The sequence below is a fragment of the Geothermobacter hydrogeniphilus genome, from assembly GCF_002898515.1.
Taxonomy (GTDB): domain Bacteria; phylum Desulfobacterota; class Desulfuromonadia; order Desulfuromonadales; family Geothermobacteraceae; genus Geothermobacter_A.
This window is the reverse complement of record NZ_PPFX01000018.1, coordinates 22,621-45,568: the sequence shown is the minus strand read 5'-3', so window position 1 is coordinate 45,568 and position 22,948 is coordinate 22,621. Positions and strand designations below refer to the sequence as shown.

Annotated in this window: 18 protein-coding genes and 1 tRNA gene; 8 read left to right on the top strand and 11 right to left on the bottom strand. The window is 59.9% G+C overall.

The window, feature by feature from the left end; translation table 11 throughout:
* The first annotated feature begins 139 nt into the window (after positions 1–139).
* The 7 genes from rlmD (at position 140) to C2E25_RS17665 (ending at position 7,675) form a co-directional block, all read left to right on the top strand.
* Positions 140–1,543 (top strand): 23S rRNA (uracil(1939)-C(5))-methyltransferase RlmD, encoded by a 1,404-nt coding sequence (gene rlmD, locus C2E25_RS09210; protein ID WP_233189383.1) that lies wholly within the window; start codon positions 140–142, stop codon positions 1,541–1,543.
* Positions 1,544–2,037: 494 nt separating this feature from the next.
* A tRNA-Sec gene (locus C2E25_RS09205) sits at positions 2,038–2,133 on the top strand.
* A gap of 356 nt (positions 2,134–2,489) precedes the next feature.
* Complete coding sequence (locus C2E25_RS09200; protein ID WP_103115459.1) at positions 2,490–2,741, top strand: helix-turn-helix domain-containing protein; 252 nt, start codon at positions 2,490–2,492, stop codon at positions 2,739–2,741.
* The gene (locus C2E25_RS09195) at positions 2,742–4,037 is read left to right on the top strand and encodes a type II toxin-antitoxin system HipA family toxin (protein ID WP_103115458.1); all 1,296 of its coding nucleotides are present in this window, start codon (positions 2,742–2,744) and stop codon (positions 4,035–4,037) included. It abuts the gene before it with no gap.
* Between the two features lie 131 nt (positions 4,038–4,168).
* Entirely contained in the window at positions 4,169–5,587 is a 1,419-nt protein-coding gene (gene selA / locus C2E25_RS09190; protein ID WP_103115457.1) for an L-seryl-tRNA(Sec) selenium transferase, read from the top strand.
* 3 nt (positions 5,588–5,590) lie between these two features.
* The gene (selB, locus tag C2E25_RS09185; protein WP_103115456.1) at positions 5,591–7,498 is read left to right on the top strand and encodes a selenocysteine-specific translation elongation factor; all 1,908 of its coding nucleotides are present in this window, start codon (positions 5,591–5,593) and stop codon (positions 7,496–7,498) included.
* Between the two features lie 3 nt (positions 7,499–7,501).
* Positions 7,502–7,675, top strand: a complete 174-nt coding sequence (locus tag C2E25_RS17665) for a hypothetical protein (protein ID WP_199177393.1) — start codon at positions 7,502–7,504, stop codon at positions 7,673–7,675.
* Positions 7,676–8,028: 353 nt separating this feature from the next.
* On the opposite strand, the gene C2E25_RS09180 is transcribed toward C2E25_RS17665, so the two are convergent.
* The 3 genes from C2E25_RS09180 to C2E25_RS09170 all read right to left on the bottom strand — a co-directional run bounded on the left by C2E25_RS09180 (position 8,029) and on the right by C2E25_RS09170 (position 10,867).
* Complete coding sequence (locus C2E25_RS09180; protein WP_103115455.1) at positions 8,029–8,433, bottom strand: hypothetical protein; 405 nt, start codon at positions 8,431–8,433, stop codon at positions 8,029–8,031.
* Positions 8,434–8,448: 15 nt separating this feature from the next.
* Positions 8,449–9,642, bottom strand: coding sequence for a DUF2201 family putative metallopeptidase (locus C2E25_RS09175; protein ID WP_103115454.1), 1,194 nt, complete (start codon positions 9,640–9,642; stop codon positions 8,449–8,451).
* Between the two features lie 163 nt (positions 9,643–9,805).
* Positions 9,806–10,867 carry a hypothetical protein gene (locus tag C2E25_RS09170; RefSeq protein ID WP_103115453.1) on the bottom strand — a complete coding sequence of 354 codons (1,062 nt, stop codon included), beginning with the start codon at positions 10,865–10,867 and terminating at the stop codon, positions 9,806–9,808.
* Positions 10,868–11,204: 337 nt separating this feature from the next.
* Between C2E25_RS09170 and C2E25_RS09165 the strand changes: the two genes are divergently transcribed.
* Positions 11,205–11,429, top strand: a complete 225-nt coding sequence (locus C2E25_RS09165) for a Sec-independent protein translocase subunit TatA/TatB (protein ID WP_103115452.1) — start codon at positions 11,205–11,207, stop codon at positions 11,427–11,429.
* Positions 11,430–11,555: 126 nt separating this feature from the next.
* Here C2E25_RS09165 and C2E25_RS17310 read toward each other — a convergent pair whose 3' ends face one another.
* The 8 genes from C2E25_RS17310 to C2E25_RS09115 all read right to left on the bottom strand — a co-directional run bounded on the left by C2E25_RS17310 (position 11,556) and on the right by C2E25_RS09115 (position 22,934).
* Complete coding sequence (locus tag C2E25_RS17310; RefSeq protein ID WP_158247202.1) at positions 11,556–14,003, bottom strand: CxxxxCH/CxxCH domain c-type cytochrome; 2,448 nt, start codon at positions 14,001–14,003, stop codon at positions 11,556–11,558.
* A 20-nt stretch (positions 14,004–14,023) separates the two neighbouring features.
* Positions 14,024–14,491, bottom strand: a complete 468-nt coding sequence (locus C2E25_RS09145) for a cytochrome C (protein WP_085009488.1) — start codon at positions 14,489–14,491, stop codon at positions 14,024–14,026.
* Between the two features lie 29 nt (positions 14,492–14,520).
* Entirely contained in the window at positions 14,521–15,807 is a 1,287-nt protein-coding gene (locus C2E25_RS09140; protein WP_103115448.1) for a hypothetical protein, read from the bottom strand.
* Positions 15,808–16,148: 341 nt separating this feature from the next.
* Positions 16,149–17,879 carry a radical SAM protein gene (locus tag C2E25_RS09135; RefSeq protein ID WP_103115447.1) on the bottom strand — a complete coding sequence of 577 codons (1,731 nt, stop codon included), beginning with the start codon at positions 17,877–17,879 and terminating at the stop codon, positions 16,149–16,151.
* 753 nt (positions 17,880–18,632) lie between these two features.
* Entirely contained in the window at positions 18,633–19,778 is a 1,146-nt protein-coding gene (gene ftsZ, locus C2E25_RS09130) for a cell division protein FtsZ (protein ID WP_103115446.1), read from the bottom strand.
* A gap of 97 nt (positions 19,779–19,875) precedes the next feature.
* Positions 19,876–21,105: a cell division protein FtsA gene (gene ftsA, locus C2E25_RS09125; protein ID WP_103115445.1), complete on the bottom strand. Its 1,230-nt coding sequence runs from the start codon at positions 21,103–21,105 to the stop codon at positions 19,876–19,878.
* A 16-nt stretch (positions 21,106–21,121) separates the two neighbouring features.
* Positions 21,122–21,967 (bottom strand): cell division protein FtsQ/DivIB, encoded by an 846-nt coding sequence (locus C2E25_RS09120; protein WP_103115444.1) that lies wholly within the window; start codon positions 21,965–21,967, stop codon positions 21,122–21,124.
* A 40-nt stretch (positions 21,968–22,007) separates the two neighbouring features.
* Positions 22,008–22,934, bottom strand: a complete 927-nt coding sequence (locus tag C2E25_RS09115; RefSeq protein ID WP_199177399.1) for a D-alanine--D-alanine ligase — start codon at positions 22,932–22,934, stop codon at positions 22,008–22,010.
* Between the last annotated feature and the right edge of the window lie 14 nt (positions 22,935–22,948).

Sequence of the window (22,948 nt, the reverse complement as noted above, 5' to 3'; positions counted from 1 at the left end):
GCACTGAAAACTTGTCATCCACCTGCCCGCAGAGCGCAGTGTACGGTCGCCCGACCGCCGCGGTCAAGGGGCGAAGGCGATTGACAGAGAGTTCCGCTCGGCTTATGGTCGCCGAGACTATTTCATCAGGAGTCTATGAGTGAAAAAACCGGCACCGAAACAGCCCCATGACAACCATCTCGAACTCACCATCGACCGCCTCAACGAGGACGGGCTCGGCGTGTGCCGCAGCATGGGAAAAGAAGTCCTGACCTGGGGGGCTTTCCCCGGCGAAAAGCTGGAGGCGACCATCCTGCACAAGGGGCAGCGGCGGATCATCGCCCGCCGGCAGCGAGTCATCCAGCCTTCACCGTTGCGGCGTCCCTCCCCTTGTCGACAGGCCCAGGCCTGCCAGGGGTGCCCACTGATCGAACTGCAGCCGCGGGCGCAACTGGACTTCAAGCGGCAGCAGGTCATCCGGGCGATGCAGGAAGCCGGGCTGAAAAGAGTCACGGTCCCCGAAGTCATCGCCGCCCCGCAGGAACTCGGCTACCGCACCAGCGCCAAACTGGCTATCGGCCGCCGGCACCGGCACCTGCGCATCGGTCTCTACCGGCGCGGCAGTCATGAGATCGTCGACCTGAAAAACTGTCCGCTGCACCATCCGCTGATCAATCGCATTATCGACGTCGTCCGCGAAGAGATCCTCCACCAGAAACTCTCGGTCTGGGATCCGCGCCAAGGGGACGGGTTGCTGCGCTACCTGCTGATCCGCGTCAGTCCCGCCAACAACAGGGCCCTGGTGACCCTGGTCACCGGCCGCCGCGACTACCGCAGCCTCACCCACCTCGCCAAGTGGCTGCAGAAGAAGGTTCCCGAGGTGGTCGCCATCCACCAGAATGTCAACCCCGGCAGCGGCAACGCCATCCTCGGTCGCGAAACCCTGAAAATGCTCGGCGCCCCCGATCTGCGCGACCAACTCGGTGATTTCACCGTTCACCTCGGCCCGACCTCCTTCCTGCAGGTCAACCACGACCAGGCGGCCCGCATCTACCGTCAGGTGACCGACTGGCTGCAGCCGCAAAAAGGTGAGCCGACCCTCGACCTCTACTGCGGTATCGGCGGTATCGCCCTGCACCTGGCAGCAAAGGGGGCAGAGGTCACCGGGGTGGAAATGGTTGAGGAAGCGGTCCACTATGCCGGACAGAACGCCAAAAGAAATGGACTTGACAACTGCCGCTTCATCGCCGGTGATACCGCCCGGGTGGTCGCCGAACTGGTCGCCCGACTGCCGTCAGGAACCCGCGTGGTGGTCAACCCGCCGCGCACCGGCTGCGCCCCGGAGGTGCTGGAGCAGGTCGCCAGCCTGCAGCCGAAAAAGATGGTCTACGTCTCCTGCAACCCGCAGACCCTGGCCCGCGATCTGGCGATCCTCGAATCCCACGGCATGGGCGTCGACAAGCTGCAGCCCTATGACATGTTCCCGCAGACCCCGCACGTCGAAACCATCGCCCTGCTCAGCCCGCACCCGGAACTGCGCAAAAGCCGAAAAAAACGGAAATAGTCTCAAAACACTTGTTGATACAGCGCGTTATCACTATAATCAGGACTCTTTCGTCATGCAGAAAGACCCGCTGAAAACTAAATTCGGGATTTTCAGCGAGGGATTTTCGCTCAAATCAAGGAAGATGTGATAACGACACGGAGGCGTACCCCGGTACGCCGCACAAGGAGTTGAGCATCTGACACAGAGTTGAGTGAAAAGACCCGCTGAAAACAAATTCGGGATTTTCAGCGAGGGATTTTCGCTCAAATCAAGGAAGATGTGATAACGACACGGAGGCGTACCCCGGTACGCCGCACAAGGAGTTGAGCATCTGACACAGAGTTGAGTGAAAAGACCCGCTGAAAACAAATTCGGGATTTTCAGCGAGGGATTTTCGCTCAAATCAAGGAAGATGTGATAACGACGCGGAGGCGTACCCCGGTACGCCGCACAAGGAGTTGAGCATCTGACACAGAGTTGAGTGAAAAGACCCGCTGAAAACCCGAATTTAAGGGAGTAGTTCGTAGGCTGGTGCCGCGCCCGGTCTTCAAAACCGGTGGGGGGCGTGATCCGTCCCTGGTGGGTTCGATTCCCATCTACTCCCGCCAACCCTCCTTAGCGCCTGACAACCGGCGCTTTTTCAGTTTCCCAACCATCCCCTCCACCTTTATGCCCATTGAACATAAATTCATTTTATGGCCATTAAGCTATATTTTTATTTTATAGTCCATTGACTATAAACTGATTTTATGGCTTAATAACCATAAATCTGAATCAGTGAGCTCCTTGTCGGCAGACAGCACAAGTCATTGCTCCGCCTGAGCTTCCCAAAAATCACCAGCGAACCTATGGGTGCGCTTCAGATTTTCGGAAACCTCATTCAGACCAAGCCCTTGCACTCTCCATCCAACAGAAACTTACTGATTCAGGATAAAGAATCCAGCAGAACGCCAGGGAGCCCGTGATGAGAACAAAAGCTGTCAACTCCAAAAGCCTTGGGATAATCCTGAAATCCGTGAGAAAAAGTAAAGGTCTCAACCAGACGGAGACCGGAAAACTCGTGGGCGTTGACCAAACAACCATATCTAAAATTGAGAGAGGTGAGTCCAACGCTCGAATCGATACACTCTTCCGGATATTAGCGGCCCTGGACATGGAATTGATCGTGAGGCCCCGAGAAAAAACATCCGACATGAGCGAAGGAGACACCTGGTAAATGGGTCGAAAACGACGAGGTTCTGAATTGTTCATTTTTATGAACGGTGAAAAAGTGGGGCTTCTTTCCAGGGCTTCAAACGGAAATCTCGCATTCCAATACGACGCGACATGGCTGGACAGTAAATCCGGACGCCCCTTGTCGCTGTCAATGCCCTTAACAGATCAGACTTATTCGGGTGATGAAGTCGAAAACTATTTCGACAACCTTCTCCCTGACAGCCAGCCGATAAGAAACCGTATCCAGAAAAGGTTTGGGGCCAGATCAAACCGAGGGTTTGATCTGTTATGGCATATTGGCAGCGATTGCGTCGGCGCAATACAACTTTTGCATGAAGATACTCAAGTCGATGTCCAGAAAATAGAATCCGAGCCATTAAGTAACGCAGAAATTGCTGAAATACTTAAAAACTACAGGACCATGCCTTTGGGCATGCGAGAGGATAAAGAGTTTCGCATCTCGATAGCCGGGGCACAGGAAAAAACAGCGCTCCTGCGACTTGACGATGAGTGGCATCGGCCCCAGGGGATGACCCCGACGAGTCACATCTTCAAGCTCCCGATCGGCCGCATTGAACCTGGCGGCATGGATTTGAGCGACAGCGTAGAAAATGAATGGCTTTGCCATGCCATCCTGAAAGCCTATGAAATCCCTGTGGCCAACACGGAGATAATGACATTTGAAGGCACAAAAGTTCTCATCGTGGAACGATTTGATCGACGTTGGTCAACTGACAAATCATGGCTTATTCGTCTTCCCCAGGAAGACATGTGCCAGAGCCTGAACATTCCGCCAAATCTTAAATACGAATCTGATGGCGGGCCTGGCATAGAAGACATCATGGACCTGCTATTGGGATCCGAGAACGGTCTCGAGGACCGCAAGCTGTTCATGACCCAGGTCTTTCTGTTCTGGCTCTTGGGGGCTCCTGACGGGCATGCGAAAAACTTCAGTATTTTCCTGCTGCCCCATGGGGCGTTTCAGCTCACCCCGGCATATGACATCATCTCGGCCTACCCGATCCTTAAAAGCAAGAAAGAGATTTCCATGGCAATGGCTGTTCGAGGGAAAAACCGCCATCGTAAATGGGATGGCATTTTTCGCAGGCACTGGCTGTCAACTGCGAAGAAATGCAACTTTCCGGAAAACGAAATGTCGCAGATCATAGACAGGATAGCTGGCGAAATGGACAGGGTTATTGATGACGTTGCCGGCAAACTCCCGGCAGGATTCCCGGATAAAGTTGCCACGCAGATTTTTGACGGCATGAAAAACGCGAGAGATCGCATGGACTGAAACAGGCATTCATGAGAGGGACAAGAAAAACGAGAAGGATCAGGATCTGTCCCGATCATAATCGCAGGTTGTAAATTGTACGGGAATTTGATACACAAATTTGTCATCAATTCCGGCCTGGAGTTCGCATAATGAGAGACAAACAGACCCTGCTGCGCAACCTCCCCGCCGTGGACAAGCTGCTCCAGTCCGCTCCCTTTCTCGACCTGGCCACCGACATCCCGCACGCCCTGCAACTGGAAGCCTGCCAGACCACGGTCGAGTGCCTGCGACGGGAGATTCTGGATCGCCCGGAAGCCTTCACCACTGCCGACCTCGATATCGACTCAGTCGCGCAACGGGCCGCCGGGCAGGCCCGGCAACTCCACCGGCCGAACCTGCGGCCGGTCATCAACGCCACCGGCACCCTGCTGCACACCAACCTCGGCCGCGCCCCCTTGAGTGACGCCGCCCTGCGGGCGGTTGAGAGGGTTTCGCGGGGGTATTCCAACCTCGAATTCAATCTTGACAACGGTGGCCGCGGGCACCGCTACAGCCATGTCGAGGACCTGCTCTGCAAACTCACCGGTGCCGAGGCGGCGACCGTGGTCAACAACAACGCCGGCGCCGTGCTGCTGGCCCTGACCGCTCTGGCGAAGGGGAAAGAGGCCATCGTCTCACGCGGCGAACTGGTCGAGATCGGCGGCGCCTTCCGCATCCCCGAGGTGATGGCGGCCGGCGGTGTACAACTGCGCGAGGTCGGCGCCACCAACAAGACCCACCTGCGCGACTATCGCGCCGCCATCGGCGAGCAGACCGGCCTGCTGCTCAAGGTTCACACCAGCAACTACCGGATCGTCGGCTTCAGTGAAGCGGTACCGGCCGCCGACCTGGTCGGCCTGGCCGCTGAACACGGCCTGCCGGTGCTGGAAGACCTCGGCAGCGGCATGCTGATCGACCTCACCGAATACGGTCTGCCGCACGAACCGACCGTCGCCGAAACCGTGGCCGCCGGTGTCGACTTGGTCACCTTCAGCGGCGACAAGCTGCTCGGCGGCCCTCAGGCCGGCCTGATCGTCGGCCGCCGGGAGGCGATCGACAAAATCCGCCGCCATCCGATGGCGCGTGCCATGCGCATCGACAAGATGACCCTGGCGGCGCTGGAAGCAACCCTGCGTCCCTACCTTGACCGGGAACGGGCTCTGCGGGAAATCCCGGTGCTGCGCATGCTTGGTGAAAGTGCCGGGAATCTGCGCAGGCGTTGCCGCAAACTGGCCGCCACACTGAAAAAAACCTGCGGCGGGCACGTGGCGGTCGAGATTCTCGCGGAAGTCTCCCGGGTCGGCGGCGGCGCCCTGCCGTTGACAGAACTGCCCGGCTGGGCGTTGGCCCTGCGCCTGCCCGATGGCAGCGTTGAAGCCCTGGCCGCCCGCCTGCGACAGGGCGAACCACCGCTGGTCGGCCGTATCCAAAACGATCAGTTGCTGCTCAATCCACGCACCGTCCTCCCCGAAGAGGAGCCGTTGCTTTGCCGCTGCCTGGCTGCGGCACTGAACGCCCCGGACCATTGATCCATGCCTGAACCACGCCATATCATCATCGGCACCGCCGGCCATGTCGACCATGGCAAGACGGTCCTGATCCGCGCCCTGACCGGGGTCGAAACCGACCGCCTGAAGGAGGAGAAGCAGCGCGGCATCTCCATCGAACTCGGCTTCGCCCCCTTCCGCCTGCCGGACGGCACCCTGGCCGGAGTGGTCGACGTCCCCGGCCACGAACGTTTTATCAACACCATGCTCGCCGGTATCGGCGGCATCGACCTGGTGCTGCTGGTGGTCGACGCCAACGAGGGGGTAATGCCGCAGACCCGCGAGCATCTGCAGATTCTCCGGCTGCTGCAGATACCGCGCGGCATCATCGTGCTGACCAAGTGCGACCAGGCCGAAGAGGATCTGGTCGACCTGGTGGAGGAAGAAATCCGCGACGAGGTCGCCGGCAGCTTCCTTGAGGGAGCGCCCTGCTGCCGGGTTGCCGCCATCGACGGCACCGGCATCCCGGAGCTGGTACGGACCATCGCCGAAGAAGTCCGGCGCATCGAACCGAAACCGGCCGACGGGCCCCTGCGGCTGCCCATCGACCGCCATTTCAGTGTCGCCGGTTTCGGCACCGTGATCACCGGCACCCTGCTCAGCGGCCGGGTGGGCACAGGCGACCAGGTCGAAGTGCTGCCGCGGGGACTGCAGGTGCGGGTACGCGAGGTGCAAGTGCATGGCCGGAAGGTCGAAACAGCCGCGGCCGGGCAACGGGTCGCCCTCAATCTCGCAGGTCTCGACCGAAGCATGCTGCGACGCGGCACGGTGATCGCCACGCCCGGCATCTTCACCCAGACCCGCCGTCTCGACGTGCGCCTCGGCCTGCTGGAAACCGCCCCCCGCCCGCTGCGTTTCCGCGACCCGGTCCACCTGCTGATCGGCACCGGCCGGGCGGTCGGCCTGGTCGCCCTGCTCGACCGCGATGTGCTGCGTCCGGGTGAGAGCGCGCTGGTCCAGATCCACCTCGACCGGCCGTTGGTCGCCCACCGCCAGGACCGTTTCATCATCCGCTCCTACTCGCCGGTCACCACCATCGGCGGCGGCAGCGTGATCGATCCCAGGCCGGCCCGCCACAAACGCTTCCGCGATGAAGTCATGCAGGGACTGAAGGAGCTCGAATCGGGAGAACGGGCCTTTCTGCTGCAGAAACTGCAGGAACTCTGCTGCGCCGGATTACGCGAACTTGAAACCGCGTCCGGACTCGGCCGCGACCGTATCGAGGATCACCTGCAGGCGCTGGCGGAATCCGGCCTGGTCGAAGAACTGGCGGGTCAATGGACGGCAGGCGAAACCTTCCGGCACTGGCAGAAACTGCTGCTGAATGCTGTCAGGAAATGGCACCGCGACCAACCGCTGCAGCCGGGGATGGCCAAAGCGACCCTCAAGGGAGTTCTTCCCGGACAGCTGAAGCAGAAAGGCTTCGACGCCCTGCTCAACCGGCTGCTCGTATCAGGCGAACTGGTGCAGAACGATGAATGGCTGGCAGAAAAAGGCTTCGAGATCAGAATTGACCCGGCCATGCAGAAACAGCTGGACCGCATCGTCGAACTCTACCGCAGCGCCGGTCCGCAGGCGAAGAACCACCGGGAAATGCTCGGCCAGATCGGCATGACCCTTGAACAGGCGGAACCGCTGCTGCAACTGCTCTTCAACCAGGGTATCCTGGTGCGCCTGAACGAGGAGAATTTCCTCCACGCCGACAGCTATCGCAAAGCTCTCGACCTGCTGAAAAACCATTTTGCCGACGAAAAGACCCTCACCCTCGCCCAGTTCCGCGACCTGTTCGGCTCGGCGCGCAAGCAGGTCCAGGCGCTGCTCGAATACTGGGACGCGAAGAAATACACCCTGCGGCAGGGGGATGAGCGGGTGGCCTGGAAACTGCCGGAGTAACAGATGACCTTCGCCTGCATCAACTATGACGCCAGTGGCGACTGCTGCCGCAAACTCGGCGGGGAGTGCATCCCCGGTCGGCGTGGCTGCGTTCTCGACGGCCAGGTGACCCTCAGTAACGAATTGCGCAGGCGGGTGGAGGAGTTGGAGAAAAAACAGGGAAAATCGAAGGATTAGGCCCCGAGGCGCCAAGGGATCCAAAAGCGGAAGACCGAACTCCGTATCTCGCGCAGAGACGCAGAGGCGGATGTTTCGAGAGGGACAGTCCCGCTTCGGGGACAGTCCCTTGGAGCGTCCCGTCACCACGCGCCAGTTCAAGGGCGAGGGATTTTTCGCCAAATCAAGGCGCGTCCCGATAAGCGCGGAGACATAGCGGCAGCTATGTCGCACAAGCGAAGAGGAACGCAACGCAGAGTTGGTGGAAAAGAACCGCCCCTGCTCCCCGATGAGCGCGGAGGCGTAGCGGCATCTACGTCGCACAAGCGAAGAGGGCCGCAACACAGAGTTGGCGGAAAAGAGTCGCCCCTACCTCACAAATCGCCGGTTAGTCTCTGTAGTTCTATTACCTTAGGGTTCAAACTGCTGACCACTTCGACGATCTGCCGCAAGCCCGGCCAGTCGACCCCCTCCTCCTCGTCCCGCCCCTGGAACCAGGCGTGCCCCTTCGGCAGGCAGCTTGGACCGCCGCCCTGAATCAGCGTCACGTCGACCAGGTCGTTGACCCGACCCTCGGCCTCCCAGGGGTCACGGTAATTGTACTGGCGGGCAATAATATGCAGCGCCAGGCCGTTGGCAAACACCGCCTTGACCTCGAAGGAAAATTCCCGCGGCGAACCATAATGCTCCGTCCGGCCGCCGCGCGACATCACCCGCGCCCCGGCGGCTTCGACCAGTTCACGGACCGAGTCTTCCGTCATCGCTTCAGTCTGCTGCATCTCCCATCTCCCATCTCACGTCTCATCCCCCAACCGCAGTTCCACCCCCCAGTCGGCCGGCTTGCGCCCGTCGGCGGTCAGCACCCAGAGGGTGGGGATTTTCATTGTTTCCGGTGCCTCGCCGTAACCGTCGGTCAGGTAGATGATGGCTGCCGGTTGCGGCCGCATCTCGCGGGCATAGTCGAACACCGGGCGCAGATCGGTGAAACCGCCGCCGTGGAAGACCTCGTGAACCACGTTGCTGCTGGAAAAACGCCGGATCTGCTGGATACGGCTGCCGCTGTAGAGGACCGTCAACCGGCTGTCACGACCGCGGGCGATCTGCAGCAGTTCCCGGGCAAAATTTTCACGGAGTTCGGGCACCATGGTCGAATCGGACACATCGATGCCGACCAGCAGATTGAGCCGCCGCCGCTTGCGTTGCCCGGGGGTCTCATGTCCGAAACGGCGATGCTCGCGTTTCCAGGTACCGGTCCGACCGACCCGGCCGGCAGTGGCGACAAACTGGCGTAGCACCTCGCGCCAGGGGATGGCCGGCGGCGCGAGATAGCCGGCGACAAGGGCCTCAAGCCCCGCCGGCACCGTGCCGTCGCTTTTACGATGAGCATCACGCACCAGTTGCCGCACCACCTGCTCCGCCAGCCGCAACGGGGTGCTGTCCGCCTCCGGCCAGTCGCGGTGGCTGTCCAACCGGTTGCGCTGGCGGGCGGCCTGCTCAAGCTCCTGGTTGTCCTCTCCGGTCCCGAGCTGATCGCTGCCGGCCGCGCTGCGGTCGGCATTCCCCTGCCCTTCACCGCGCTGGTTGCCGAGTCCGAAGCGACGCAGAAGAAGTTGCTCATACTCCTCGGCCGCCAACCCGTCCGGCAAGTCATAGGCTTCCGGCAGGGTGGCATATTCCGGAAGGCTTTCGATGGAGGGATTGATCGCCAGATCGCAGGCGATATCCCAGACCAGCGGATGGCGTCCCTTGCCGCGCGCCGGGTGCAGGTGCAGCAGGTGCAGCAGCAGGTGTTCAAGCAGCGCCTCCTGCACCGGCAACGGATACTGCTTGAGAAAATTGTCACCGCAGGTCAGCACCGGGGTGCCGTTCTGCAGATGCAGGCCAAAGCTCTCGGCATCCCCGCCGCGGCGGTCGCAGGCAAGCAGCAGCTGACCGTAAAAGGGGCGTCGCTTCAACATCCGGATGATGGCATTCTGCAGGATTTCCATAACTTGAAGCCGTAACTATGCCCTGAATCTGACAGGCAGGTAAAAATTGATCATTCCACAACGAGCACCCCCCTGCTGCGCTACGCTTGCTTCCCCCCTATTTTATAGGGGGGATTGAGGGGGGGGGTCCTGGAAACCCTGATCTTTTGGTAGTGAAATCAATTCACGACGCCTCCCGGCTCAACGCGGCGATAGCATCGTAAACCACCGCGTCATGCTCATCCTTGGCGAGGATGGCGGCGACGGCGGGAATCTTCAGCAGCGACTTGACCAGGCCGAACTGCAGGTCTCGCGGCAGGCTGCCGATGCAGGCGACCAGGTTGGCTTCGCCGGCCTCGGCCAGCTGCGGAGCCGTTTCCAGGGTGGTAACCAGGTCACTGAGGGTCGCCGCCAGCAGATCATGACGCTGGCTCCTGACTCGTTCAGCCACCTCCTCCCAGTTTTCCAGGATGTCCCGTCCGGTCACCGGGCGTTCCTTCCGTTCCCGGCACCACTGCATAAAAGCCACCGCCGCTTCCTGACCGACGATCCCGGCATAGACCTCCATCTCCAGTTCCCGCGGCAGGCGGCAATATTTTTTCAGGGTGCTGACCATCTCCCAGGCGCGTTCGGTCGGTTCGACCTGCAGGTCGAGGGGACTGCCCTGCCGCGCCAGCAGCGCCGGGCTGGCGGAGAGAAACTGCTGCACGTCACCGTCGAAGTCCCGGCTGCGGGCATGCCGCGCCCAGCACTGGTAATCGGTCTCGACATAGATCAGCACCATGCGGTCGAGCAGGGCGCGGTCGAGGGTCGCCACCTGGTAGCTGCCGTCAGGCGGGTTGATGGAGACCACCACCCGGTGCTTTGGATGCAGCCGGTGGGTGTGCAGCGCCCGCCGCAGCCCCTCGGCCGGCGGTTCGACGAACTGGAAGATCGCCTGCAGGGTATCCTCCTGCTGGGCCCGGTTTAATTCGTCGCAATGGACCACGGTCGGCGACGCGTCATCCCCGGGCCACCAGGAGGGACGTGACCAGTGCATGGTGTTGCCATCCCGCCAGGGAATGCCGACCAGGTCGCCGACCTCCATCTGGCCGAGACGCAAAGAGACATAGTCGCGTTCAAGATCCCTGACCGCCTGGATGATCCCGGCCGTCTTGCCGACCCCGCGGTGCCCCACCACGCAGGGTGTCAGGTCAGTTTTCGCCAGCATCTCCTTGAGAACCAGCTTCATCTGTTCGATGTTCATGAAGAAAATCCTTGATTCACGAGCCGCCCGCTCACGCTGTTCGCTCAAGACGCCAAGGGCGCCAAGAAAGTCAAAACCTGTTTAACGCAGAGGCGGAGAGGGGCAGAGATGAAGAAAATCCATTTAGGAGAATTTAAAACCCTGAATCCAGGCTTGGGGTTGCTCTGCGTTCTCTCCTGCTCTGCGTCTCTCCGTTAAAAAAGGTTTTCTTGGCGCCCTTGGCGTCTTGGCGGCCTCAGGTTTTTAACATAATAACTGACAATTGCAGTCAGGATAACGCAAAGAAATCCGGATGTCCATCCTTGCCAGTTGCCCCCGTCTGGGCTAGGATGCAGGCATGTTCGGACTCGGCTGGATGGAAATCGGAATACTCGTCCTGATCCTGGTGCTGGTCTTCGGCCCGGGACGGGCCGGAGCGATGGCGGGCAAGATCTTCGGCACGGTGAAGAAGGTCGATGAGGCCAAACGCAGCGTCCTCAGCCCGACGGGGTTGCTGGAACGCTTCCTTGGGGGGAAGAAACCCGACGACAGGACGGAGAACGGGCCGGACAAGAAAAGCTGAACAGAAAACGGCCAGCGTTAAAAATAACAAGGGGACGTGCTCCATCGGAGTACGTCCCCTTTCTTCGTTACAATTCATGGGGTTAAGGTCCGGCAGGATAAATACCCGGTTCTGCCGGAAATACCTTTACCAAGTTTCACTCCCATGACAGCTGGGGTTGCAACTGGTCCCATCATAATTGACACTGCTTTCAATCGTCTTGGCCGGATCCAGTTCAAAAACTGACGTGGAAAGATCACTCCAATGAGTCGGTCCCGTCCCCCCCACACCAGACTGCAGAATCGTCTGGTCATGGCATTCAACACATTTACGGTTTTCACTATTCACATGGCGGTCATGCTGGCCTGAAGAATATCCGTTGTACTGACCCGTGCCCGCAACATGGCAGGCCTGGCAATAGGCATTGCTGGTCGCGGGATCGGTCGTTGGCAACGAGCCCGATGCCCAGTCTGGAGTGGTCTGCCCGCCATGACAAATGACCGCGGAGCAGGTTTGACTTGCGGTATCGTAACCCGCAGCGCCGCTCTTGGCATTGTAGGCGGCCGGGAAGCTGATATCCGCAGGCAAGTTGGGAGTTGTCTGGTCGGTCCGGTCGTAGTGGGATAAGGAGTCGCTTCCGCCACCCTCATGGCATGCGCTGCAATCGGCCGTTTCAGTGGTAAAACCATCATGGGTTGCATGTTTCCCGGCACGATTGGGAGCTGTCGCGACCGGCGTGGCGCCATCAGGGGGGACACTGTGGCAGGAACTGCATCCAGCCTGGGTCAAGTCCATCTTCGGCGCAACCTGATGACAGCCCTGGCAGGGTGGATTGACCCCGCCCCCGGTCTGAGTATGACAACCGACACAATCGAGGCTTCCGGCAACAGCCTGGGTAGCATGGGCCGAAAGCGTCAACCAACTGTCACCAACAACATGCGGCGCACCGGTCCCGAAATCACCGAATTTCACCGGCAGCAATGAATCTGACAACTGATGAGCGGCGTCATTGGGGCCTGTGCTATGGCAGGCCGCATCACAACCGAACGTGGCCGGGTCGTAACCTGCCCCTACATTCTGTCCACTGGTGTTGCTCGGATCATTTACCGATGGTCCGTTCATGTTGATCTGGCCATTCCAGTGGTCACCGATCGTATCTGTAGTCTTATCGAAGGCCGCATAATTTGCCGATGGATTGAGTTCTCCACTGCTGCCGGTTCCGGTCTGCTTGACACCGTGACAAGTGGCGCAGGTGTCATGGCTGGCGACAACACTGACATTTTTATGATCTACCGGTTGGCCGCCTTCGATAACAACTTCGATGTCTCCCGTCCCATCCGGCGGGAATCCATGGCACTTGGTACAGTCCAGCGTAAAAGCCACGGTCTCCGCGTGACAGTCCTTGCAACTGATCGCGGTCGGAGCCCCACCGACACCGTCAAGAGCCACTCCATGACAGAGCGTACAGGCCTTCTGGATGTTGCCGGCGGAATAATGAAAGGTGTTATTGGGCCCGGCCCAGTCAACGGGGTGGGCAGTCTGGAAGGCATGGCAAGTCTCACAACCGTTCGTCAGATTGCCCAGCGCGACATCAAAGCGCGGGTTGCTTCCCGGGCCTCCTGCCGGCTTGTCGGCATGACATTGCTGGCACTTCGTCAGGTCGGCCTTGGCCTGTTTACCGTGTCCGCTCGCCGCTCTCCAATCCGTACCCAGAGGGTGATTGGCCGTACGCGGACCACTCGAATGGCAGGCCGGTATATTGCCGTTGATCCGCGTTCCGTTGGCATTGTCATGTTCACTGGAGAAACAGCTTGGCGCGGCAGGTACAGGTCCGCTCCCCGGCCCATTAACCTTGTGACAGAGAGCGCAGCTGGTATTCTGAGTGGTCTGCTCAATACCGCGATGGCTGGAATCATAAGCAGGATCCTGAACATCAGTTCCCGTCCCGTTATCATTATCGCCCTGCCAGTTGGTCGGGTGCGCCCCGGCATGTTTGTGACAGTTGGAGCAATTACCATTCACGCTGAAGTTGTTTCCCCAGATCGCCGCGCTGGTGGTCATTCCACCATCCACATTGTTGGGCGGCGTACCATGGCAGTGCAGACAATAATTCTGACCTGACTTGGCAGGGGTTCCATGATCGACAGGATCGGTAAAAGGCAAGGCATGTGGGGCCATGCTGCTGGGGTCGGGATGACAGGCTAGACAGCTAGGGGCGGCCACTCCTCCCTGCAAATCAGCACCATGACAGGCCGCAACCGCACAACTGGTCCAACTGAAACTATCCGGCCACACCTTATGGCCGGGAACAATTGAACCAGTGGCATCCTCCCAGGAAACCGGATGCAACCGAACTGGAAGTCCGTCGAGATGACAGGAGAAGCAGCTGACAGCATTACCACTACCCGCGAGGTCGAGGCCATGGCAGCTTTTACAACTCTTTTGCTCAGCCCGTGCATCACTCGCATGCAGGGTTACCCATCCCTCCGGGTGGGCAGTGCCGATCCGCGGAGCATCGGAACTGCTGCTGGAACAGCCGTAAAGCAGGGCACCCAGGAGCGATATGGCAAATAGTATCGACAGAAAACGCTTCATCATCCTTCCCTCCTGTGGCTCTAGCCGTGACAGGTCACGCAGGTCGCTGCGGCCTTGGGATTGCCATGACAACGGAAACAGGACGTCGGGTCGACCCGGCCGTCGATACGGTGACGGCTGAGATAATCGCCCCGATGCGGCATGCGCCGGACGTTATCGGTCTGATGCCTGAGCGACGGCTTCAGTTCCACCCGGGTGGCATGACAGTCGTTGCAGAAGCTGGTCTGGTGGCAGAGGGCGCAGACCCGTTCTCCCTGGTAGGCAGCCTGGCGGTGGTTCTCTCCCCAGGTCGGACCATGCACGAAACGCTCGAAGGGAATGTCCCCCCGGGCGTCATGACAGTTGGTGCAGACCTTGGGCTGTTCACCGAGGTCATCAGGTGAAGGGTGGTTGTTCGGCAGCTGGAAGCTGTTGTTCATGGTCGAGCATGCCGCCAGAACGGCAAGGCAGATAATCAGAACCGCAAGCGGGGAGAAGATCTTCTTCATGGTCGGACTCCTGTCGGGCACAAACGGCATCAAAGACCGTGATCGTAATTGTAAGTCAGGCTGAGCAGACCTCGCAGGTCGTCATCGAAATAGGGATCCTGGCTGTAGTCACCGGAAAGCTTGACCCGCAATCGACCGTCCAGGAAGGTCTTGCCTGTCCCCAGGGAAACAAACAACGAGTAATCCTCGCCATAGATATCCTGATCGTAGCTCGCGTAGACGATATCGCCGGTCAGAAAATCAAGCCAGAGCTTGTCCCCCAACTGGTCAACCGTCGCGAACAGGCGGGTCAGCAGGTAGGTGTTCTTGCTCAGGTCACCGTTCAGGTAGCCGACTTCACCACCGAGATCGGTGGCTTCTCCGGGATGCCAGGTGGCCGCCAGACCGTAGTACTGGTTGCCGTCGGCCTGGTCGTAGTCGTAGTACTTGAATTTGCCGACGAAAGTCCAGGCCTCCGACTTGAGCCAGCTCAGGTCGATACCGTAGATACTGATCTCCTCGTCACCGGTCGCCAGCACCCGGAAGGGATTGACGCTGTTGGCACCGGTTGCGAAATAGTCGGCGTAGTTGAACATCTGGAAGAATGGACGGAAGCGGAAATTCTCGTAGGGGATGCTGAACTCGTAGGAATGTTCGGCGAAACCGTTGCTGTCGAGGTTGTAACTCGAATTCCCGAAGAAATTGATGCCCTTCGGCAGGTAGAGAGCGATGTCGACACCTGCCATCTCCTCGGCGGTATCGCTGTCATTCTGGATATTCTTGTAGGAGAGTCCGACTTCGCCGAGACTCATCTTGTGCAGGGCGACCCGACCGCCATAGATGCTGTCGCCGCTGCGACCACTGGTCGAATCAAGCCCGACCGGCTGGCCGGCATAGATCGAAGCGGAGATATTTTCGCTCAGATCTGAACTGAGGCGCAGACCGTCAACCGACTCATTGGCCACCCCTTCAAAAATATACTGGCGGCCGAGACGGATGTTGAGATTGGCATTCTCCCGCTTGTATTCAAGATAACCGTAGAGCAGTTCCCCGGCATCGGCATCCTGGTAAAAATCATTGTCGGCAAAATCATAACGTCCCCAGCCGTAGGCGTGAAACGAGAGTCCGGCCTCCGAAAGGCTGCCCATGTCAACCTGCAGGTATTCGTACCCCGGAGTGACCAGGTTATCGGTACCGCTCGTGGTATCCCGCTCAAAAACCCGCAGCAGGGTATCTGACTGCACCCGCAATTCGACCGCGGCACTGTTCATCGGCAGTGCCAGCAGAGCCAGCACGGCCAGCAGCAGCCCCCTGGCCACACAAAAACGCACTTTCATCGGGGAACCTCCTCATCGGCCGGAAAAACGATCCCGGCATACACAGTGTTGACCCGTTCTTATCGGTTCTTTTCGCAACCCGGTTCAGGTATATCGCCGCCGGCGGGGCAATAAGTGGAGGTGGTTACGAAACTCAGGAGTGGGTTTTCATGGAACAACCCGTCACAGGCCACGGACAGGACGGCCTTTCACAATGCACAGATAATGGGTTGAGTTTAGCAGGAAAAAGATGCGGGGCAAGCTGTAAAACGCGGTTTTAATCAGTCGTGCGAAGGTCCGTAAAAAACGGGTGCGCAGATCCACAGTGGCGGGGCAGGAACATCGTCCTCCCCCAGGGGGATTCAGTGACAGATGCCGCAGCGCCGGCAACCGGGACGGCAGGGCGGGGTCTTGAGGCCGTCAAGGGCACGCCGGTATTCCCGCCACAGGTAGTCACGAGAGACGCCGATATCGAGAATCTCCCAGGGGAAACGTGTCTTTTCCGGGCGCTGTCGATGGAGCATTCCGGCCAAGTCCAGGCCGACGTCGGCACAACAGGACTCCAGCGATTTTCCAGCGGCGAGTTCCGACAACAGCTGACCGAATCGACGGTCGCCGCGAGCAAGGGCTCCCTGCAGGCGCGCCGCACGCAGGGATTCATGATGCAGTTCGGTATTGGGCAACCGCCCGATCTGCTGCTGAAGATATTTCAAGGTTCTTTTCAAAACCCGCATCTCCGCCATCGGGGCCCACTGAAACGGTGTGGAGGGTTTCGGGATAAAAGGATTGACCGAGAGCAGCAGATTGCCGATCCTCCCGAGAGAACGGCCGTGCGCCAGCCAGCGGTCCCGAATCTCCACCACCAGGTCGACCATTTCTTCGATATCGGCATGCGTTTCTCCCGGAAGCCCGATGAGAAAATAGAGCTTCAGGTTCAAAATTCCTTTTTCACCGAGCAGGTCGACGGCCGCCAGGATCTGGTCGCGCGACAGCTGCTTGTTGATCAGGTCACGCATCCGCTGGCTGCCCGCCTCGGGAGCCAGCGCCAGGGTCCGATGTCCGGCGGTCTTGAGGGCCTCCACTTCAGCAGCGGTGAGAGAATCTATACGCAGGCTGGCGACCGATATTTCTCCTTCCCGGTTGAGAATTTCGGCGTTCAGGGCCTCAAGCTGTGAATAATCGGAAACCGCCGCCCCGACCAGACCGATACGCCGTCGCTGACAGAGTCCCGTTTCCACCTGATCAGTGAGACTGCTCAACCCCCGTTCGCGGGGCGGCAGATAGATGTAACCCGCGGCGCAGAACCGGCAGCCGCGGCTGCAGCCGCGGGAAACTTCGGCCAGATACATGTCGCTGAACTCAGTCTCCTCAGTCAGGATGTCCGATCCGGTCGGTGATGAGTCGAGGTCAGCCAGCCATTGTCGTCGAACCCGTTGCGGAGCATCCTCAAGGGGAGGCCCGGCGACCAGGTTCCCATCCGGCATTGATTCCACGGCATAGGCAGACGGGACATAGCACCCCTGAACCTCAGCCAAACGACCAAGCAGCTCGGGTCTATCCCTTCCTTCCGCAGCGAGCAGACCATCCAGAAGCGCGGGCAGAATCACCTCCCCTTCCCCGACCACGAACAGGTCTATGATGTCGGCCAGCGGCTCCGGATTGAGAAAAGCGCAGACCCCGCCACAGATCACCAGCGGGTGCCAGGCGTTGCGCTGTGCGCGCATCAGCGGCAGGCGGCCCAGCTCGAACAGAACCGGCAGGTTGAGGAAATCGTTTTCAAAGGAAATCGAAAACGCCACCAGGTCGAAATCACTCAGCGGCCGTCCCGATTCGAGAGAAAAAAGCGGCGTCTTCGTCCGCTGATGCTCCTTGAGATCCTCCGGATCGGGCAGAAAAAAACGCTCCGCCAGGGTGTCATCGCGGCTGTTGAGCAGGCGATAGACGGTCAGAAACCCGAGGTTACTCATCGCCTGGTGATAGGTATTGGGGAACACCAGCGCGACACTCAGCCGCCCGCCCCAGGGGTTGGAGCGCACCCCGGTCTCGGTCGCCAGACGCCGCCTGGCCTTGTCGATCAGTCGTGATGATGCCATGGGTGTATCTTGGCATTTCTGCCGGTTCGGGTAAAGGAAAGGATAAAGACAAAGTCTTTGCCAGGCCGCCAAGTGAGCCTAGAAAATCAACGGCTTCAACGCAGAGACGGGGAGGGGCTGAGTTGGAGAGAAAAATCAGGCCTGTTGGTTTAGAAATCAAAAACCTTGAAATTTTCCCCTCCGCGCTCTCTCCCTCTCTGCGCCTCTCCGTTATAACAGGTTTTCCAGACAACCCCGAGATGGCTAAAAGGAACCGCCCCCAAGAAAAAAAGGGCCGCGTTTGCGACCCTGGAGGGAGATAATAACACACCATGGACGGTCTCCCCGTCAAACGTACCGGGCGGAGAACACCGGTACCGGGGTATCCGAACCGTACATACGGACAAACAAGAAACCTGTCTCGCGCAGAGGCGCAAAGACGCAGAGGCGCAAAGCAAAACCCCTTCTGTCTGCATCCCCGCACCTGCCTACTTCAAGGGGGACAGTCCCACTGCGGGGACAGTCCCCGGGAGCGCCACTCTTCCTCCGCCGTTCCAAGGGCGAGGGATTTTTCGCCAAATCAAGGCGCGTCCCGATGAGCGCGGCGACATAGCGGCAGCTATGTCGCACAAGCGAAGAGGAACGCAACGCAGAGTTGGCGGAAAAGAGTCGCCCCTCCTTCCTTCGATGAGCGCGGAGGCGTAGCGGCAGCTACGTCGCACAAGCGAAGAGAGACGCAACGCAGAGTTGACGGAAAAGAACCGCCCCTGCTCCTCAATCGACGCGTTTGCGGAGGAATGTCGGAATATCATACTCATCCTCCTCGCTCATCCCCCCGGCAAAGGCCCGCGGATTTTCCATCTGACGCCGCCGAATGAAGGTCGGCAGATCACGATCGACCTTGCTCACCGGAGCGACGGCATTGGTCTTGAGGACCTCGCTGCCGCGCTGCGCCTGTTCAAAGGAGTCGCCGAATCCGGTGGCGATGGCGGTCACCTTGATGGCATCGCCCATCTCCTCGTTGATCACCAGGCCGATGAAGATGTTGGCTTCATCGTGAACCTTCTCATGCACGATCCGCGAAACTTCCTCGAAATCCTCCATTGTCATGCTGGCGGAACCGGTGATGTTGACCAGCACACCCTTGGCGCCGGAGATGTCGATCTCCTCCAGCAGCGGGCTGGAAATCGCCGCCTGGGCGGCCTCGGCAGCCCGTTTTTCACCGGAACCGACGCCGATGCCCATCATCGCCATGCCGCGTTCGCTCATCGCCGCCTTGACATCGGCGAAGTCGACGTTGATCATGCCGTGGGTGGTGATCAGGTCGGAAATCCCCTGCACCGCCTGACGCAACACGTCATCGGCCGGCTTGAAGGCGTCGAGGATGCTCATGTTCTTGCCCGCCAGCCCGATCAGCCGGTCGTTGGGGATCAGGATCAGCGAATCGACCACCTCCTTGAGTGCATTAACGCCCTCTTCGGCCCTGGCCATGCGCTGCTTGCCCTCGTGGCTGAAGGGCTTGGTCACCACCCCGACGGTCAACGCGCCGACCTCGCGCGCCACCTCGGCGATCACCGGCGCGGCCCCGGTTCCGGTGCCGCCGCCGAGCCCGGCGGCGATGAACACCATGTCAGCTCCTTCAAGCAGTTCCGCCAGCCGCGCCCGATCCTCGAGGGCGGCCTCGCGACCGACCTCCGGATTGGCACCGGCACCGAGCCCCTTGGTCAGCTTGCCGCCGAGCTGCACCTTCATCGGCGATTTACTGGCCCGAAGCGCCTGGGCGTCCGTATTGGCGGTCACGAAATCGACTCCCGCGACACCGGACGCGAGCATGGTGTTGACGGCATTGCCGCCCCCGCCCCCGACTCCGATGACCTTGATCCGTGCACCCTGATCCATCGTTTCATCAAATTCAAACATAACTCCCTCCCTTTCCTGGTGTGGCGCGGGTTCTCCGTTCCCGCCCCTTGGGTTGACACAACTCTTTGGCCTTGAACCGGCGAACTCAACGACCGGTTCAGAAAAACTCGCCGAACCAGTCCTTCATCCGACGGATGACCTTATCGAAAATATTTTCCTGACCGATACTGAAATTCTTCGTCTGCAGGTTCCGGCTGCCATATTTCACCAGCCCGACCCCGGTGGCGTAGATCGGTGAATTGACCACGTCGATCAGACCGCCGATCCCCTGAGGGACCCCGCGCCGTACCGGCAGGTTGAAAATCTGCTCGGCCAGCTCCGGCATCCCCGGCAGGATCACGCTGCCGCCGGTCAGAACCACGCCCGAAGCGATCATGTCCTCGAACCCGCTGCGGACAATCTCGCGATTGACCAGCGTGAAGATTTCCTCCACCCGCGGTTCAAGAATCTCGGCCAGCAGTTGCCGGGAAAGAACCCGCGGCTCGCGGCCGCCGACCGAAGGTACCTCGATGGTCTCATCCTTGCCGATCATCGCCGCCAGGCAGCAGCCGTATTTCTGCTTGATCATCTCCGCTTCCGCCATCGGCGTCCGCAGCCCGACGGCGATATCGTTGGTCAGGTGGTTACCGCCGAGGGAAAGCACCGCGGTATGCTTGATCGCCCCTTCCGAGAAGATCGCCACGTCGGTGGTGCCGCCGCCGATATCGACCATCGCCACACCCAGCTCCTTTTCATCGGGAGAGAGCACCGCTTCGCTCGATGCCAGCTGCTCCAGGGCGATGTCGGCGACATCCACCCCCGAACGCTGGCAGCTTTTGATGATATTCTGGGCACTGGCCACCGCCCCGGTGACGATATGCACCTTGGCCTCCAGCCGCACGCCGCTCATGCCGAGCGGCTCCTTGATGCCGTCCTGGTCGTCGATGATGAATTCCTGAGGCAGGATGTGAATCACCTCGCGATCCATGGGGATGGCGATCGCCTTGGCGGCGTCAATCACCCGGCGGATATCCTCCTGGGTCACCTCGCGGTTCTTGACCGCGATCACCCCCTGCGAATTGAGGCCCTTGATGTGCCCGCCGGCGATGCCGGCGAAAACCGACTTGATTTCACAGCCGGCCATCAGTTCTGCCTCCTGCAGCGCCTTGCGGATCGCCTCGACAGTACTCTCGATATTGATCACCACCCCCTTGCGCAGACCTTTCGACGGTGCCGTGCCGATACCGACAATGTCGAGCCCATCTTCGGTGGCGCTGCCGACAATGGCGCAGATTTTGGTGGTGCCGATATCGAGACCGACAATCAGATTTTCACGTTTTGTGCTCATAACCTACCCCCTTGGGCTAACCCTTCCCAACCGTCATGTTCGTCGCGACCCGAACGATCACCCGGTCGGCAACATTCAGATCGATCGATTTGAGAGCCATCAGTTTTGGCTGCAGTTCCTTGTAGACTTTTTCCAGCCGATCAAGCTTCGCGGCATAATGACCGAACCCCAGGCGAATCGGCACCCCGCCGACATAGGTCATCAGCTCGATGCCGTCACTGTCGCTGAGGTGGATTTCCGACAGGTCGTCCAGGTTGAATCCCTGCCGGGTCTCGATTTCCCGCAACAACTGCATCACCTCCCGCAGCTTCTCGCGGGTCTGTCGCGGACGTTTCAGCAGATCCTCCTTGGAGACACCGCTGATCACCGGAAAATCGAGTCGATCCTCGGCGTCCAGCAATTTGAAAATTTCCCCATCCCAATCCACATAGTAGAGGTACCCCAGGCTCAGGACCGCCGCCGGAGTCCGCTCGACGACATCGATCACCACGTCGCGGGGGAAGATACGCTTCACGCTGGCGGTCGCGATCCAGGGGTTTTCCTCGATCTTCTGACCAATCCGCTCCAGGTCAAGGGAGAAGATCGACACCCCGGGTCGGATATTCGACAGTTCCAGGATCGCTTCCTTCGAGACCCGCTGCTGATGCTCGACGCGGATGGTTTCGACCCTGAAATAGCCCCAGTCAAGCAAGAGGCGGGATGCCAGCAGACCACCACCGACCACCAGCGCGGCGCTGCAGAAAAAGACCAGCGACCGCATCGCCCTCCGCAGCAGCTTGCGCCAGTTGCGCTGCTTTTTCTGCAGCTTGCGCCGGTTGCCCCGGGTCTTTTTTTTCACAGCCGGCGACTTGAAATCGCGCATCCATCATCCCCTGTCCGCAGCGTCAGCGGACCCTTTTCCGCTACCTGTTCAATCCGGCATCGAGCAGCATCCGTTCGACCAGTTCGGCGAAACCCAGACCCGCTTCGGCCGCCGCCTTCGGCAGCAGGCTGGTCTCGGTCATTCCCGGAATGGTGTTCACTTCAAGACAATAGAACTCCCGCTCGCGAACCATGAAATCGACCCGCGCCGCGCCGCGGCAGCCGAGCGCCCGACAGGCCTGCAGCGACACCTGCTGCAGACGTTCGTAGAGGACCGCCGGCAGCGGCGCCGGCAACAGGTATTCGGTCTGCCCGGCGGTGTACTTGGCGTTGTAATCATAGAAACCGTCCTTCGGGACGATCTGGATGATCGGCAGCACCTGATCACACAACACGCTGACGGTCACCTCCAGTCCCTCGATGTAATCCTCGACCAGCACCAGCGAATCGCATTTCAAGGCTTCATCCAGCCCGGTCTGCAACTCTTCCCGGTCATGGACAATGCTGATGCCGATGGTCGAACCCTCGCGGGACGGCTTGACCACCAGCGGAAAATGGCGGCAGCGCTCAAGCAGCGAACTCCGATCTTCACCGGCGGTCAACACCGCGAAGCCCGGCGTCGGCAGCTCGTGGTGGAGGAGGATTTTCTTGGTTGCCACCTTGTCCATCGCCAGAGCCGAGGCCAGGACCCCGCTGCCGGTGTAGGGAATGCCCATCAGTTCCAGCATCCCCTGCACCGTGCCGTCCTCACCATAGCGTCCATGCAGGGCGAGAAAGGCGACTTCGACTCCGGCCTGCCGCAACTGGGCGGCGAGGTCCCGGCCGGCATCGATGCCGACGGTCCGATAGCCGAGCCCGGTCAACGCCTTCTCAACCGCCGTCCCGGTCCGCAGGGAAATCTCCCGCTCGGCGGAAAGCCCTCCATAGAGAATGCCGATCGTGGCGGCGCGAATCTGTTGTTGACTCAATGTCATACTGCTGT